A 13,788-nucleotide genomic window follows, 5' to 3' on the forward strand; every position below is an offset into this window, starting at 1 on the left:
AGGCGACTCCAGGTAGCCGAAATCTGCCTCAAAGGAGCCCTCTTGGCCAGGTTGTCCAAGAGGGCAGGGCCGCGGCGGCCTCCCGGTCGCCGCGGCCGATTTCGCCAGTGCGTAGTACTCAGCCGCCCGAGGTGTCCGATTCGGCGTCCGAGCTGGGGAGGGCGCAGTCGTACGGATCGTCCAACCAGCCCTCGGGGAGGACAACACGATTGTTGCCACTCGTGCGCCCGCGCGGGCCGTCCGCGCTCTCCGGCCACAGTTGTGCCTGGTCAACCTGGTCGAGGGTGGTGCTGAGCTCGGCCAGCGAGCTGGAGTTGGCCAGTCGGACCCGCAGCTCGGAGCCGACCGAGAAGCCCTTGGTGTACCAGGCGACGTGCTTTCGGAAGTCGATCACACCGCGGGTCTCGTCCCCCATCCACTCGCCGAGCAGCTGGGCGTGCCGGACCATCGAGCGGGCGACGTCGGCGAAGGCCGGGCGGGCCGGGTCCACCGCGCCCTCGAAGATCGACACCAGGTCCTTGAACAGCCAGGGCCGGCCCAGGCAGCCGCGCCCGACCACCACGCCGTCGCAGCCGGTCTCGCGCATCATCCGCACCGCGTCCTCGGCGCACCAGATGTCGCCGTTGCCGAGCACCGGGGTCCCGGCCGGGACGGCCTCGCGCAGCCGGGCGATGGCCGACCAGTCGGCGGTGCCGCCGTAGTGCTGGGCGGCCGTGCGGCCGTGCAGAGCGATGGCCGCCACGCCCTCCTCGGCGCCGATCCGGCCGGCGTCCAGGTAGGTGAGGTGGTCGTCGTCGATGCCCTTGCGCATCTTCATGGTGACCGGGAGGGCCCCCGCGTTCGAGACCGCCTCGCGGAGGATCTCGCGCAGCAGGTTGCGCTTGTACGGCAGCGCGGAGCCGCCGCCCTTGCGGGTCACCTTGGGGACCGGGCAGCCGAAGTTCAGGTCGATGTGGTCGGCCAGGCCCTCGTCCGCGATCATGCGGGCGGCCTTGCCGACGGTGACCGGGTCGACCCCGTAGAGCTGGATCGACCGGGGCTTCTCGCTCGGGTCGAAGCGGATCAGCTGCATGGTCTTGGCGTTGCGCTCGACCAGCGCCCGGGTGGTGATCATCTCGGAGACGAACAGGCCCCGGCCGCCGCTCTGCTCGCGGCACAGGGTGCGGAACGGGGCGTTGGTGATGCCCGCCATCGGCGCCAGCACGACGGGGGGCCAGACCTGCATCGGGCCGATGTCCAGCGGCGCGAACTCGGTGGCGGCCGGGGCGGGGTCGGGCGTGGTCGTCATGCGCGGCAAGTCCTCAGGGAGGGGGTTCGGGACTCTCCATTGTCCCCCACCCGGCGCAGCGCCCGGCCGGGCCGCCGCGGCCGCCGTCCCGCTACCCCAGCAGGGCGGCCAGCCGCTCCCGGGTCTCGGCGTCCTGCGGGGTGTAGGCGACCACCCGGGCACCGGTGCGCGGGCCGAGCCACAGGTTGGTGTACTCGAAGCGCAGCAGCCCGGTGCCCGGGATCTCGAACTGCTTGAGACCGTTGGCGGGCGCGTCCACCTCGTGCCGCTGCCAGGCCGCCTCGAACTCCGGCGCGGCCTGGGCCAGCCGGGCCAGCAGGTTCTTCCAGCCGGGGTCGGCGGCGTGCTCGGCCATCGCGGTGCGGAAGCGCGCCACCACGCTGCGCCGGGCCGCGTCCAGGTCGACCAGGTGCCGGGCGAAGGGGGTGTCGGTGAACGCCATCCAGAGCACGTTGCGGTCCTCGAACGGCACCAGGTCCAGGTCGCCCGCCAGCACCGTGTACGCGCGGTTGTGGGCCAGCACGTCGTAGCGGCTGTTGAGCACGGCCGCGGGCAGCGGGTCGAACTGGTCGAGCACGGCCCGCACCGGCGCGGTGACGGTGAAGCACTCCGCCTGCGGGACCGGGTCCTCGGCCGCCGCCAGCGCGAACAGGTGGGCGCGCTCCACCGGGTCGAGCCGCAGCGCCCGCGCCACCGCGTCCAGCACCTGCACCGACACCTGGATGTCCCGGCCCTGCTCCAGCCACGTGTACCAGGTGACCCCGACCGCGGCGAGCTGCGCCACCTCCTCGCGCCGCAGCCCCGGGGTGCGGCGGCGGCCGAGCCCCGGCAGCCCGACCTGCTCGGGCGCGATCCGCTCCCGGCGGCTGCGCAGGAAGGCGGCCAGCTCGTGGCGGCGGGCCGCGGCGGGGGCGGGGGCGGCCGAGGTGGCGTGACTGCTCATACGCTCAGCATGCCCGCTCGGCGTGCCGGGTGCCAGGTACTTCTGATACCTGGATAAACACTGTCTGGTACCAGGTTCCGAAGGGGTGGATCGTAGGATCCGTGACTCAGCAACTGACCTTGCCGCAGACCCTTCCGCACGTCCGCCGCCCGGCCGTCCCCGGGCTCGGACGGGCCGGGCTCACCACCGTGCTGCTCGGCGCGTTCCTCCCGATGCTGGACTTCTTCATCGTCAACGTCGCCCTCCCCACCATCGACCACGACCTCGCCGCCGGCCCCGCGGTCCTGGAGCTGGTGGCCGCCGGGTACGGCATCGCCTTCGCGGTGCTGCTGGTGCTCGGCGGGCGGCTCGGCGACGCGGTCGGCCGCCGCCGGCTGTTCGTGGCCGGCGCCGCCGCCTTCGCGGTCACCTCGCTGGCCTGCGGCCTCGCCCCGACGGCCTGGACCCTGGTGGCCGCCCGGGTGGCCCAGGGGGCCTCGGCCGCCCTGCTGATCCCGCAGGTCCTGGCCACCATCACCGCCGCCACCGAAGGCGCCCGGCGGGCCCGGGCGCTCGGGATCTACGGCGCGGTCGGCGGGATCTCGGTGGTGATCGGCCAGGTGCTGGGCGGCCTGCTGGTCTCCGCCGACCTGTTCGGGACCGGCTGGCGCGCGGTGTTCCTGCTCAACGTGCCGTTCGCGCTGGCCACCGCGGTGTTCGCGGTGCGCTGGGTGCCGCAGACCCGTTCTCCCCGGGCGGCCGGGCTGGACCTGCCCGGCACCGCGCTGCTGACGGCCGCACTGCTCGCGCTGTTCGTGCCGCTGATGGAGGGCCGCGCGGTCGGCTGGCCGCTGTGGACCTGGCTGCTGCTGGCCGCGTTCCCGTTCCTGGCCACCGCGTTCCTGGTGGTCGAGCGGCGGACCGAGGCCGCCGGGCGGGTGCCGCTGGTCCCGCTGTCGCTGGTCCGGATCCCGGAGATGCGGCGCGGGCTGGGGATCGCGCTGCCGTACTTCACCGGGTTCGGCGGATTCATGTTCGTCATCGCGATCCTGCTCCAGCAGGGTCTGCACCAGGACCCGGTGGCGGCCGGCTGGGCGCTGGTCCCGATGGCGGTCGGCTACTTCGGCGCCTCGCTGGCCGGGCCCCGGCTGGTCGGCCGGTTCGGCAGCCGGGTGATCACGGTCGGCGCCGCGGTCCAGGGCACCGGGCTGGCCGCGCTGGCCGCCGTCGCGCTGGCCGACCCGGCGCAGCTGTCCGTACCTCGGATGCTGCCGGGGATCGCGCTGGCCGGGATCGGCCAGGGGCTGATCGGGATGCCGCTGTTCCGGGTGGTGCTCTCTCAGGTGCCCGCCGAGCAGGCGGGGGTGGGCGGCGGGGTGCTGGCGACCACCCAGCAGTCCAGCCTGGCGCTCGGGGTCGCGGCGGTGGGCACCCTCTTCCTGGGGCTGGTCCCCGGCCTGGGGATGGCCCGCGCCCTCGCGGTCGTGCTCACCGTGCAGCTGGCCGGCTCGGTGGTGATCGCCCTGCTGAGCGTCCGGCTGCCGCGCTCGGTGGCCTGAGGCCGGCGAGGGCCGGGGCCCGGGGCCGGGCCGGGCACCGGCGGTGACCTGCGGGGCGTCGGGAAAAGCGCGGGACCGCCGTCGGTGCCGGATGACACGATGGCGGCATGACGAGTGTTCCCCCCGCCGGCCAGGTCTCCCCCGCCACCCACGACTCCCCCACCGGGCCGGCCGGGCCCTCCGGGCCGCTCTCCCCGGTCGACACCCGGACGCGGGAGGAGCTCGCCGCGCTGGTCGAGGCGGGCGCCCGGCCGAAGTACCTGCTGTTCTGGGGCCACCGCCCGGAGCGGGACGGGCGGATCGGCGCCGGTGCGCTGAGCCAGTGGTGGCCCGCGCGGTTCACCGTCGACGGGGTGGGCTACCCGACGGCCGAGCACTGGATGATGGCCGGCAAGGCGCGGCTGTTCGGGGACGAGGAGATCGTGCCCAGGATCCTGGCCGCCCGGACACCGGGCGAGGCGAAGAAGCTGGGCCGGCAGGTCCGCGGCTTCCACGACGAGCGCTGGGCCGCCGAACGGTTCGAGCTGGTGGTCCGGGGGAACGTCGCCAAGTTCGGCTCCAGCGAGGAACTGCGCGGCTATCTGCTGGGCACCGGCGGCCGGGTGCTGGTGGAGGCCAGTCCGCTGGACCGGCTGTGGGGCATCGGCCTGGCGGCGGACGACGAGCGGGCCACCGCGCCGGCGCGGTGGCGCGGACTCAACCTGCTCGGCTTCGCCCTGATGGAGGCCAGGGCCCGGCTCGCGGTCTGACCCCCGCCCGCCTGCGAAAACCCCAGTAGCCGCCCCCTGCAAGGCAGTTGATCCTCTTCCAGCCGTAAGAACGCCGACTCGCTCCCGTAACACGCCTGCCGTATCGGCGCGCCAGGATGGCTGCCAGGCATGGCCCGGGGGCGGGGCAGAAGTCCTCGGGCGGAGAGGGCGGGTCCGACACGATGACAGTCCAGGAGCTGGGTCCGGCAGCCGAGGTCGAGGCGATACGGGCCGAGCTCGACGAGCTGCTGCGCGCCCGGCAGTACGCGGCGCTGCGCGAGCGGCGGCTGGCCGAGGCCGTGCGGGCCTCCGCGCAGCCGCCGTCCGAACCGCCGGACGAGCTGCTGCGGCAGCTCGGCCAGGCCCGGCGGCTGCGGGAGGGGCTCAGCGAGCGGTGCCGGGAACAGCACGACCGGCTGCGGCTGCTGGAGGAGCGCGACCGGCCGGCGGCCTCGCGGCGCCGCCCCACCGGAGCCAGGTTCGCGGGCGCCGCCGCCCCGGTGGCCGACGCGGCGGGCGCCGCGCCGCAGCCGGTGCTGCCGCCGACCGCGACGGCGCCCATCCGCGGCGCCCGGTTCAGCGGCGTCAGGCCCGAGGCGAAGCCCGAGCCGCAGCCGACGCCGCGGCCCGAACCGGAGGCGGAGGCAGGTACGGAGTCCCGCCCGCGGCCCACGACCGGCGCCGGACCGGCCGAGGGCCCGCGGGCCCGCCGCCCCGAGGAGCTGGTGGCACTCGCCGGGCTGATCTCGGACCTGCACCGCCGGGGCTCCGGCACCGAGTCCGCGGCGCTCGCCACCCGGGCCGCGCTGGCGCTGGCCCCCGCGGACGTGGTCCGCCTCGCGGTCCGGCTGCGCACCGGCGGACCGGCCGGAGCGGCCGGGTTCCTGGCGCGGGCGACGGCCGACGGCCGGGCGGCGCACGCCGTGAACACCCTGGCCGGCCTGCGCGAGGCCGGGCTGGCCGAGGAGGCCGCCGAGCTGTTCCACCTGCTGCGCGCGGCGCCCGCCACCGAACTGCCGGAGCTGCTGGCCGCGCTGGAGCAGGCCGGGCAGAGCGCCGACGGCCAGACCCTGCTCTGGGAGTGGGGCTCGGCCCCGACCACGGCGCTGGCCCGGCTGGCCGAGCAGCTGCACGCCGCCGGCCGCGCCGGGGACGCCCGGACGCTGCTCCACCAGGCGGCCGGGCGGCCGGTGGCGGAGGTCGCGGCACTGGCGCCGGAGCTGGCCGGCCCGCTCGCGGTGGCGCTGGTCGGCGAGGTGGTCGCGCTGCGCTCGGCGACCGGCCTCGGCGAGTTCGGCCGCGCCCTCACCCCGCACCCCGAGCTGTACGGGGCGCTGCTCGCGGCGGTCGCCCGGCTGGACGAGAGCCGGGCCAGGACCGCGCTGGCGGCGCTGCGCACGGCCGGCCTGCCGACCGGGCCGGCCGACCGCGGCCAGGGCCGCCGCCGCTCCCGCAGCCGCTGATCCCCGCGGGACGGCGATCCCGGCGGGCCGGGTGCGCTCCGGCCGCCCGCAGCACGACGGCCCCCACCGCGCGAGGCGGTGGGGGCCGTCGGGGGCGGTCCCGGTCAGCAGCCGATCAGGCGGGCACCGAGGTAGGACTTCACCTGGTCCAGGGAGACGCGCTCCTGCGCCATGGTGTCGCGCTCGCGGATGGTGACCGCGTTGTCCTCGAGGGTGTCGAAGTCGACGGTGACGCAGAACGGCGTGCCGATCTCGTCCTGGCGGCGGTAGCGCTTGCCGATCGCGCCGGCGTCGTCGAACTCGACGTTCCACGCGGTGCGCAGGTCGGCGGCCAGGCCGCGGGCCTTCGGGGACAGGTCGGCGTTGCGCGACAGCGGCAGCACCGCGACCTTGACCGGGGCCAGGCGCGGGTCGAGCCGCATGCCGACGCGCTTCTCCATGACGCCCTTGGCGTTGGGCGCCTCGTCCTCGAAGTAGGCGTCGAGCAGGAAGGCCAGCATCGCGCGGTTGAGACCGGCGGCCGGCTCGATGACGTACGGGAAGTACCGCTCGCCGGACTCCTGGTCGAAGTACCGCAGGTCCTTGCCGGAGTGCTCGCTGTGCACCGAGAGGTCGTAGTCGGTGCGGTTGGCGATGCCCTCCAGCTCGGAGAACTCGGTGCCGCCGAAGTTGAAGCGGTACTCGATGTCCACGGTGCGCTTGGCGTAGTGGGAGAGCTTCTCCTTCGGGTGCTCGAAGAAGCGCATGTTCTCGGTCCGCAGGCCGAGGTCGACGTACCAGTCCCAGCGCTGCTGGAGCCAGTACTCGTGCCACTGGTCGTCCTCGCCCGGCTTGACGAAGAACTCCATCTCCATCTGCTCGAACTCGCGCGTGCGGAAGATGAAGTTGCCGGGGGTGATCTCGTTGCGGAAGCTCTTGCCGGTCTGGGCGATGCCGAACGGCGGCTTGCGGCGCGAGGTGGTCTGGACGGCGCTGAAGTTGGTGAAGATGCCCTGCGCGGTCTCCGGGCGCAGGTAGGCCAGGCCGCTCGCGTCCTCGGTGACGCCGAGGTGCGTCTTCAGCATGCCCGAGAACTCCTTGGGCTCCGTGAAGGCGCCCTTGTTGCCGCAGTTCGGGCAGTTGATGTCGGCGAGGCCGTTGGCGGGCAGCCGGTTGTGCTTGGCCTCGTACGCCTCTTCCAGGTGGTCGGCGCGGAAGCGCTTGTGACAGGAGAGGCACTCGGTCAGCGGGTCGTTGAACGTCGCCACGTGGCCGGAGGCCTCCCAGACCTCGCGGGCCAGGATCACCGAGGAGTCGAGGCCGACGACGTCCTCCCGAGCGTGGACCATCGAACGCCACCACTGGCGCTTGATGTTCTCCTTGAGCTCGACACCCAGTGGGCCGTAGTCCCAGGCGGCGCGCGTACCTCCGTAGATCTCGCTGCAGGGGTAGACGAAGCCTCGGCGCTTGCTCAGGCTGACGATGGTGTCGATCTTGTCGGCGGCCACAGTGCTCTCTTCAGTACGACGGCACGGTCAAGGCGCGGCTGGTTGCACGCACCCGAATGCCCCAGGTTACCGGGAGCGCGGGCCCCGCCGTCACACGGTTTGACCGCGCGCCGGGCGCGTTCCGGCCACCGCCGGGGCGCACCCGCACATCCTTGCTGCACAATCAGCCATTCGAGTGAGTTGACAATCATTTCCACTCAAGATGAGAATGGTTGTCATGATGATCCGACGTTCCTCGATAGCCCTCGCCGCGAGCGCGGCCGTCGGCGCCCTGCTGCTCACCGCCTGCGGTGGCAGCTCCAGCGCCGCCGACGGCGACGGCCGGCTGAAGGTGGTGGCGTCGTTCTACCCGATGGCCTACCTCGCCGAGCAGATCGGCGGCAGCCACGTGAAGGTCACCGGCCTCACCCCCGCCGGGGTCGAGCCGCACGACCTGGAGCTCAAGGCCCGTCAGGTCGGCGCGGTGCAGAGCGCGGACGTGGTGGTCTACCTCAAGGGCCTGCAGCCCAGCGTCGACCAGGCCGTGAAGGGCACCCACGCCGAGCACGTGGTCGACGCGACGGCCGTCTCGCCGCTGGTCGACCACCACCTGGACGAGGGCAACGAGGAGCCCGGCGGCGAGCACGCCGGCCACGAGCACAGCGGCCCCGCGGGCGACCCGCACATCTGGCTCGACCCCACCCGCTACGCGGCGGTCGCCCGCAGCGTCGGCACCGAACTCGCCGCCGCGGACCCGGCCCACGCCGAGGACTACCGCAGCGCCACCGACCGGCTCCTCGACCGGCTGACGGCCCTGGACACCGCGTTCCGCGACGGTCTGAAGGACGTACCGACCAAGACCTTCGTCACCAGCCACGCCGCGTTCGGCTACCTCGCCGACCACTACGGCCTCGAGCAGGTCGCGATCAACGGCGTCGACCCGGAGGCCGAGCCCACGCCGGCCCGGCTCACCGAGATCCAGCAGGCGGCCCGCTCCCACGGCGTCACCACGATCTTCTTCGAGACCCTGGTCGACCCGCGGCTGGCCGAGACCGTCGCCAAGGACCTCGGTCTGCGGACCGACGTGCTCGACCCGCTGGAGGGCGTCAAGGACCCGGCCACCGAGGACTACTTCTCGGTCATGCAGCACAATCTCGCCAACCTCCGGACCGCGCTCGGCGCCACCGGCTGAGGGGGACACCGACCATGAGCACCGCCATCCCGCAGGCGGCCGACCCCGCCGCACCCGACCCCGCCGCCGCATCCGGCGCTCCCGCGACCGACGCCGACGCGGCCCCGGCCGTCCGGCTGCTCGACGCCACCGCCTCGCTGGGCGGGCGCCCGGTCCTGCGCGGCATCGACCTGACCGTGCGGCCGGGCGAGGTGGTCGCCCTGCTCGGCGCCAACGGCTCCGGCAAGTCCACCACCGTCAAGTCCGTGATCGGCGCCGTCCCGCTGCAGCGCGGCAGCCTGGAGCTGTTCGGCACCCCGCTCGGCCGGTTCCGGGCCTGGCACCGGATCGGGTACGTGCCGCAGCGCACCACCGCGGCCGGCGGAGTGCCCGCCACCGTGCGCGAGGTGGTCTCCACCGGCCGGCTGCCGCAGCACCGGCTGCTGCCGTTCCGCCGCCGCGACCGCGCGGCGGTCGACCGGGCGCTGGCCGCCGTCGGCATGCTGGAGCGGGCCTCGGACGGCGTCGCCGGGCTCTCCGGCGGCCAGCACCAGCGGGTGCTGATCGCCCGCGCGCTGGTCGGCACCCCCGATCTGCTGATCATGGACGAGCCGATGGCCGGGGTGGACCTGGACAGCCAGCAGGTGCTCGCCGACACCCTGCGCAGCGAGGTGGCGCGCGGCGCCGCCGTCCTGCTGGTGCTGCACGAACTCGGGCCGCTGGAGCCGCTGATCGACCGCGCCGTGGTGCTCCGGGACGGCTGCGTGGCCCACGACGGCCCGCCGCCGCGCGGGGTCGGCCAGCACGCGCTGCCCGGCCACGACCACGTCCACCCGCACGCCGACGACCACCACCGGAGCACCCAGGGGCTGCTGTCATGACCGAGATGCTGCAGTACGACTTCATGCAGCGGGCGCTGATCGCCGCCGTGCTGGTCGGGGTGACCGCGCCCGCCGTCGGCATCTACCTGGTGCAGCGCCGGCAGGCGCTGATGGGCGACGGCATCGGGCACGTCGCGCTCACCGGTGTCGGCCTCGGCTTCGTCTTCCAGACCAGCCCGGTCTGGATGGCGGTGCTGGTCTGCGTCCTCGGCGCGATCGTCATGGAGCTGGTCCGCTCGCGCGGCAACCAGCGCGGCGACATCGCCCTCGCGATGCTCTTCTACGGCGGCATGGCCTGCGGAAAGCTGCTGGTCAGCCTGAGCCCGCAGGCCGGCAGCAGCAGCCTGGAGAGCTACCTCTGGGGCTCCATCCTGACCGTCTCGGCGGACGACCTGGTGGTGATCGGCGCGCTGGCCGCGGTGGTCGTCGCGATCACCCTGGGCCTGCGCCGGCAGCTGTTCGCGGTCTGCCAGGACGAGGAGTTCGCGCGGGTGACCGGCACCCCGGTGCGGCTGCTCAACCTGCTGCTCGCGGTCACCGCCGCGGTCACCGTCACGGTGGCGATGCGGGTGGTCGGCCTGCTGCTGGTCAGCGCACTGATGGTGGTGCCGGTGGCCGCCGCCCAGCAGCTCACCCGGTCCTTCGCGGCCACCCAGGCCGCCGCGATCGGCCTCGGGACCGGCGTCGCCCTGCTCGGGGTGGCCGGCTCGTACCAGGCCGACGTGCCGTCAGGACCGGCCATCGTGCTGCTGGCCATCGCCGCGTTCGCGGTGTTCAGCGCCCTGGCCGCGCCGCTCGCCCGGCGACGGCACCGGGCCCGGCCGGCGGACGGCCCCGCGGTGTGCGACGTGGCACTGCCCGGACAGCAGGACGGGCGTCGTACGGACGCCCCGCTGCCCAGTTCCGGGCTGGCACAATGAGGTGCGACAGCACCCGACCACCAGGAGGACTCACGGTGACCACCGCAGGCCCGTCGCCGCGCGCGCGATCGACTCGGCAGCGAGCCGCCGTCTCGGCGGTCCTGGACGAGATCGAGGACTTCCGCAGCGCGCAGGAGCTGCACGACATGCTCAAGCACCGGGGTGACTCGGTGGGGCTGACCACGGTGTACCGGACCCTGCAGTCGCTGGCCGACGCCGGCGAGGTGGACGTACTGCGCACCGCGGACGGCGAGGCCGTCTACCGCCGGTGCAGCAGCGGGCACCACCACCACCTGGTCTGCCGCAGTTGCGGCGCCACGGTCGAGGTGGAGGGGCCCGCCGTGGAGCGCTGGGCCAACGCGGTCGCCGCGGAGCACGGTTTCAGCGACATCGCGCACACCCTGGAGATCTTCGGCACCTGCGCGGAGTGCGCCAAGAAGGCCTGAACCGGCGGGTACGCGCGTGGGGCCCGGGTTCCGAGGAACCCGGGCCCCACGCGTACCCCACCGCTCAGCGCTGGGCCGGCAGCTCCGCCGAGCCGTCCTCGACCGCGTTCGGGATCGCACCGCCGAAGCGGCGGTCGCGCCGGGCGAACTGCTCGCAGGCGCGCCACAGGTCGCGGCGGTCGAAGTCCGGCCAGAGCACGTCCTGGAACACCAGCTCGGCGTAGGCGGACTGCCAGGCCAGGAAGTTGGAGGTGCGCTGCTCGCCGCTGGGGCGCAGGAAGAGGTCGACGTCCGGCATGTCCGGGTAGTACAGGTACTTGGCGAAGGTCTTCTCGTTGACCTTCTTCGGGTCCAGCCGGCCGGCCGCGACGTCCCGGGCGATGGCCTGCGCGGCGTCGGCGATCTCGGCCCGACCGCCGTAGTTGACGCAGAAGTACATGGTCATCGCGTCGTTGTCCTTGGTCTGCTCCTGGGCGACCTGGAGCTCCTGGACGACGCTCTTCCACATCTTCGGCATCCGGCCGGCCCAGCGGATCCGGATGCCCAGCTCGTCCATCTCGTCGCGGCGGCGGCGGATCACGTCCCGGTTGAAGTTCATCAGGAACTTCACCTCGTCCGGGGAGCGCTTCCAGTTCTCGGTGGAGAAGGCGTACAGCGAGAGGTTCTTGACCCCCATCTCCAGGCAGCCCTTGAGCACGTCCAGCACGACCGCCTCGCCGACCTTGTGGCCCTCGGTGCGCGGCAGACCGCGCTCCTTGGCCCAGCGGCCGTTGCCGTCCATCACACAGGCGACGTGGTTGGGCACCAGCTCGCCGGGGATCTTCGGCGGCCGGGCGCCGCTCGGGTGCGGGTCCGGGGTCCGGTACACCCGCTGCTTGCTGCCGAACAGCCGTCGCGCGACCATGCTCACTTCTCCACGTATCTCATCGAGCGGATGCCCCGCTCCAGGTGCCACTGCAGATAGGCGGCCACCAGCCCGCTGCCCTCACGCCAGTACCGGGGTTCGCAGCCGTCCGCCGTCTGCCAGTCCCCCGACAGCAGCGCCCCGAGCAGTACCAGTGTCTCAGGGGAGGGTACGGCACTTCCGGGCACGCGGCAGTCCGTGCACAGCACACCGCCCGCCTGCAGCGAGAAGAACCGGTTGGGGCCGGGCAGCCCGCACTTGGCGCAGTCGGTGAAGCTGGCGCCGTAGCCGTTGACGGCGAGCGAGCGCAGCAGGAAGGCGTCCATCACCAGGTGCGGCTGGTGCTGCCCGGCGGCCAGGGTGCGCAGGCCGCCGACCAGCAGCAGGTACTGCTGGACGGCGGGCTCGCCCTCGTTCTCGGCGAAGCGCTCCGCGGTCTCCAGCATCGCGGTGCCGGCCGTGTAGCGGGTGTAGTCGGCGACGATCGGGCCGCCGTAGGGGGCGATCGTCTCGACCTGGGTGCACAGCGGCAGGGTACGGCCGACCAGGTCGCTGCCCCGGCTGAAGAACTGCACGTCGACGTGGGAGAACGGCTCCAGCCGGGCACCGAACTTCGACTTGGTCTTGCGGATGCCGCGGGCGACCGCGCGCACCTTGCCGTGCTGGCGGGTGAGCAGGGTGATGATCCGGTCGGCCTCGCCGAGCTTCTGGGTGCGCAGCACCACGCCGTCGTCGCGGAACAGGCTCATGCCGGTTCCCGGCCGGGACGGTCGGACAGTGTGGACATCCCACCATTGTCCCGCAACCCCGGGGCCCCTCCGGCCATCCGGCGGGCGGGCAGCCGTGCGCCCGCACCCGGGGCGGTGGGGGGAGCGCCCGTGGCGGTGCGGGGTACGGCGGGCCCGGAAGGGGGTCGGGCCCGGTCCTGGGGCGGTGGTGCGGGTGCGGAGCGGCCTTCGGGGACGGACCGGCGGCTCAGTGCGGGGCGCGGGTGGCGGCCGCCAGCAGTTCGCCGACCTGGGACTCGGAGAGCTTCAGACATCGCCCGACCACCGCCAGCGCGGCCCGCTCCTCGGGGAGGTAGCGGCCGTCGGCCAGCGCGATCCAGGCGCCCTGCAGCAGCAAGCGTTCGCGGCCCTGCTGGGCCAGGTGCGGGGCGAGCGGCTCCAGGGCGGCGTGCAGTTCGACGGCCAGGCCGCTGCCCACGCCGTCCACGTCCAGCGGTTCGCCGCCGCTGTGGCCGGAGAGCGCCGCCAGCGCGGCCAGCACCTGGGCCTCGCCGCTGTCCTCGAAGCCCGCGTCGCGGACCACCGCGCAGGCGGCCTCGCGGCCGGCCCGGCTGGCGGTGCCGCCGGCCGCGAGGGTGGCCAGCGCGACGGTGTACTGGGCGTCCCGCAGCATCGCCGCCAGCCGGACGCAGGTGAGCTGGTCCAGCGTCTCGGTGCCGTACCGGCCGTGGCAGGAGGTGCACTGCACGCAGCCGATCACCGGGCCGAGCGGCAGCACCGGGCTGCCGAGCAGCCGCAGCCACCGCCGGCCGTGCTGCCGGCGGTAGTTGCGGTCCCCGCCGCAGCCGGGGCAGAAGAACTCACCGAGAACGTCCGTCCGCCAGCGAGGGCGGACACCCCACAACCCTGTCACGGTGCCACTCCCCAGACATGGCAGGCGGCCTGCGCATCAGTGGGCAGGTCACGCGACCGGCCGTCGGGACGTCCCACCGACCCGGCTTCCGGTGCGTCGATGTTGCCACGGTTACCGGCACGTGTCAGCACCCCGAACGGGTGCCGATGGATAAATCTGTGACGCGTGCCACACCCGTGAGGAGTGTGGCACGCGTCACGGCCGCCGATCGGCGGCACCACGAACTACCCGCGCTGCGACCGGTTGACGGCGCTCACCATGGCCTTCAGCGAGGCCAGCACGGTGTTGGAGTCGATGCCGACGCCCCACAGCACCTTGCCGTCGACCGCGCACTCGACGTACGCGGCCGCCTGGGCGTCGCCGCCCTCGCTCAGCGCG

The 13,788-nt window shown here is 73.9% G+C and carries 14 protein-coding genes; 7 read left to right on the forward strand and 7 right to left on the reverse strand.

Translation table 11 applies throughout. The features are described 5' to 3' along the window. Window positions 1-118 precede the first annotated feature (118 nt). Both dusB and AB0D08_RS28680 read right to left on the reverse strand, forming a co-directional pair. Window positions 119-1,288 (reverse strand): tRNA dihydrouridine synthase DusB, encoded by a 1,170-nt coding sequence (gene dusB, locus AB0D08_RS28675; RefSeq protein WP_359892915.1) that lies wholly within the window; start codon window positions 1,286-1,288, stop codon window positions 119-121. A gap of 91 nt (window positions 1,289-1,379) precedes the next feature. Then, the gene (locus AB0D08_RS28680) at window positions 1,380-2,231 is read right to left on the reverse strand and encodes a helix-turn-helix transcriptional regulator (RefSeq protein ID WP_033819508.1); all 852 of its coding nucleotides are present in this window, start codon (window positions 2,229-2,231) and stop codon (window positions 1,380-1,382) included. A gap of 119 nt (window positions 2,232-2,350) precedes the next feature. Between AB0D08_RS28680 and AB0D08_RS28685 the strand changes: the two genes are divergently transcribed. The 3 genes from AB0D08_RS28685 (at window position 2,351) to AB0D08_RS28695 (ending at window position 5,981) form a co-directional block, all read left to right on the forward strand. Further along, window positions 2,351-3,769: an MFS transporter gene (locus AB0D08_RS28685; RefSeq protein WP_359892931.1), complete on the forward strand. Its 1,419-nt coding sequence runs from the start codon at window positions 2,351-2,353 to the stop codon at window positions 3,767-3,769. 107 nt (window positions 3,770-3,876) lie between these two features. Then, on the forward strand, window positions 3,877-4,518 hold the full coding sequence (locus tag AB0D08_RS28690; protein ID WP_082526388.1) for an NADAR family protein: 642 nt from the start codon (window positions 3,877-3,879) through the stop codon (window positions 4,516-4,518). 182 nt (window positions 4,519-4,700) lie between these two features. Beyond that, window positions 4,701-5,981 (forward strand): hypothetical protein, encoded by a 1,281-nt coding sequence (locus tag AB0D08_RS28695; protein WP_359892919.1) that lies wholly within the window; start codon window positions 4,701-4,703, stop codon window positions 5,979-5,981. Window positions 5,982-6,085: 104 nt separating this feature from the next. On the opposite strand, the gene AB0D08_RS28700 is transcribed toward AB0D08_RS28695, so the two are convergent. Continuing rightward, window positions 6,086-7,468: a glycine--tRNA ligase gene (locus tag AB0D08_RS28700; RefSeq protein ID WP_033820809.1), complete on the reverse strand. Its 1,383-nt coding sequence runs from the start codon at window positions 7,466-7,468 to the stop codon at window positions 6,086-6,088. 217 nt (window positions 7,469-7,685) lie between these two features. Between AB0D08_RS28700 and AB0D08_RS28705 the strand changes: the two genes are divergently transcribed. Genes AB0D08_RS28705 through AB0D08_RS28720 form a run of 4 tightly spaced genes read left to right on the forward strand, consistent with a single transcriptional unit; the run spans window position 7,686 to window position 10,865 of the window. Then, window positions 7,686-8,639: a metal ABC transporter substrate-binding protein gene (locus tag AB0D08_RS28705; protein ID WP_033820808.1), complete on the forward strand. Its 954-nt coding sequence runs from the start codon at window positions 7,686-7,688 to the stop codon at window positions 8,637-8,639. 14 nt (window positions 8,640-8,653) lie between these two features. Then, window positions 8,654-9,499, forward strand: a complete 846-nt coding sequence (locus AB0D08_RS28710; RefSeq protein ID WP_359892923.1) for an ATP-binding cassette domain-containing protein — start codon at window positions 8,654-8,656, stop codon at window positions 9,497-9,499. After that, the gene (locus AB0D08_RS28715) at window positions 9,496-10,419 is read left to right on the forward strand and encodes a metal ABC transporter permease (protein WP_359892926.1); all 924 of its coding nucleotides are present in this window, start codon (window positions 9,496-9,498) and stop codon (window positions 10,417-10,419) included. The genes AB0D08_RS28710 and AB0D08_RS28715 overlap by 4 nt, the downstream gene beginning before the upstream one ends. 35 nt (window positions 10,420-10,454) lie before the next feature. Continuing rightward, window positions 10,455-10,865 carry a Fur family transcriptional regulator gene (locus tag AB0D08_RS28720; protein ID WP_033820805.1) on the forward strand — a complete coding sequence of 137 codons (411 nt, stop codon included), beginning with the start codon at window positions 10,455-10,457 and terminating at the stop codon, window positions 10,863-10,865. A 64-nt stretch (window positions 10,866-10,929) separates the two neighbouring features. Here the strand turns inward: AB0D08_RS28720 and AB0D08_RS28725 are convergent, their stop codons facing one another. The 4 genes from AB0D08_RS28725 to AB0D08_RS28740 form a co-directional block, all read right to left on the reverse strand. Continuing rightward, window positions 10,930-11,769, reverse strand: coding sequence for an isoprenyl transferase (locus tag AB0D08_RS28725; RefSeq protein ID WP_033820804.1), 840 nt, complete (start codon window positions 11,767-11,769; stop codon window positions 10,930-10,932). Between the two features lie 2 nt (window positions 11,770-11,771). Continuing rightward, window positions 11,772-12,518 carry a DNA repair protein RecO gene (recO, locus tag AB0D08_RS28730; RefSeq protein WP_033820803.1) on the reverse strand — a complete coding sequence of 249 codons (747 nt, stop codon included), beginning with the start codon at window positions 12,516-12,518 and terminating at the stop codon, window positions 11,772-11,774. Between the two features lie 226 nt (window positions 12,519-12,744). Beyond that, entirely contained in the window at window positions 12,745-13,410 is a 666-nt protein-coding gene (locus tag AB0D08_RS28735) for a TerB family tellurite resistance protein (protein ID WP_082526571.1), read from the reverse strand. 224 nt (window positions 13,411-13,634) lie between these two features. After that, window positions 13,635-13,788: alpha-isopropylmalate synthase regulatory domain-containing protein (locus tag AB0D08_RS28740; RefSeq protein WP_359892934.1), on the reverse strand; the 154-nt coding region annotated here is incomplete at its 5' end.

Source organism: Kitasatospora sp. NPDC048540 (genome assembly GCF_040651175.1).
GTDB lineage: Bacteria > Actinomycetota > Actinomycetes > Streptomycetales > Streptomycetaceae > Kitasatospora.

Bases quoted from the DNA above. Each gene is read 5' to 3' on its own strand.
- dusB (WP_359892915.1), bottom strand. From the start codon at position 1,288: ATGACGACCACGCCCGACCCCGCCCCGGCCGCCACCGAGTTCGCGCCG.
- AB0D08_RS28680 (WP_033819508.1), bottom strand. From the start codon at position 2,231: ATGAGCAGTCACGCCACCTCGGCCGCCCCCGCCCCCGCCGCGGCCCGC.
- AB0D08_RS28690 (WP_082526388.1), top strand. From the start codon at position 3,877: ATGACGAGTGTTCCCCCCGCCGGCCAGGTCTCCCCCGCCACCCACGAC.
- AB0D08_RS28695 (WP_359892919.1), top strand. From the start codon at position 4,701: ATGACAGTCCAGGAGCTGGGTCCGGCAGCCGAGGTCGAGGCGATACGG.
- AB0D08_RS28705 (WP_033820808.1), top strand. From the start codon at position 7,686: ATGATGATCCGACGTTCCTCGATAGCCCTCGCCGCGAGCGCGGCCGTC.
- AB0D08_RS28710 (WP_359892923.1), top strand. From the start codon at position 8,654: ATGAGCACCGCCATCCCGCAGGCGGCCGACCCCGCCGCACCCGACCCC.
- AB0D08_RS28715 (WP_359892926.1), top strand. From the start codon at position 9,496: ATGACCGAGATGCTGCAGTACGACTTCATGCAGCGGGCGCTGATCGCC.
- AB0D08_RS28725 (WP_033820804.1), bottom strand. From the start codon at position 11,769: ATGGTCGCGCGACGGCTGTTCGGCAGCAAGCAGCGGGTGTACCGGACC.
- recO (WP_033820803.1), bottom strand. From the start codon at position 12,518: ATGAGCCTGTTCCGCGACGACGGCGTGGTGCTGCGCACCCAGAAGCTC.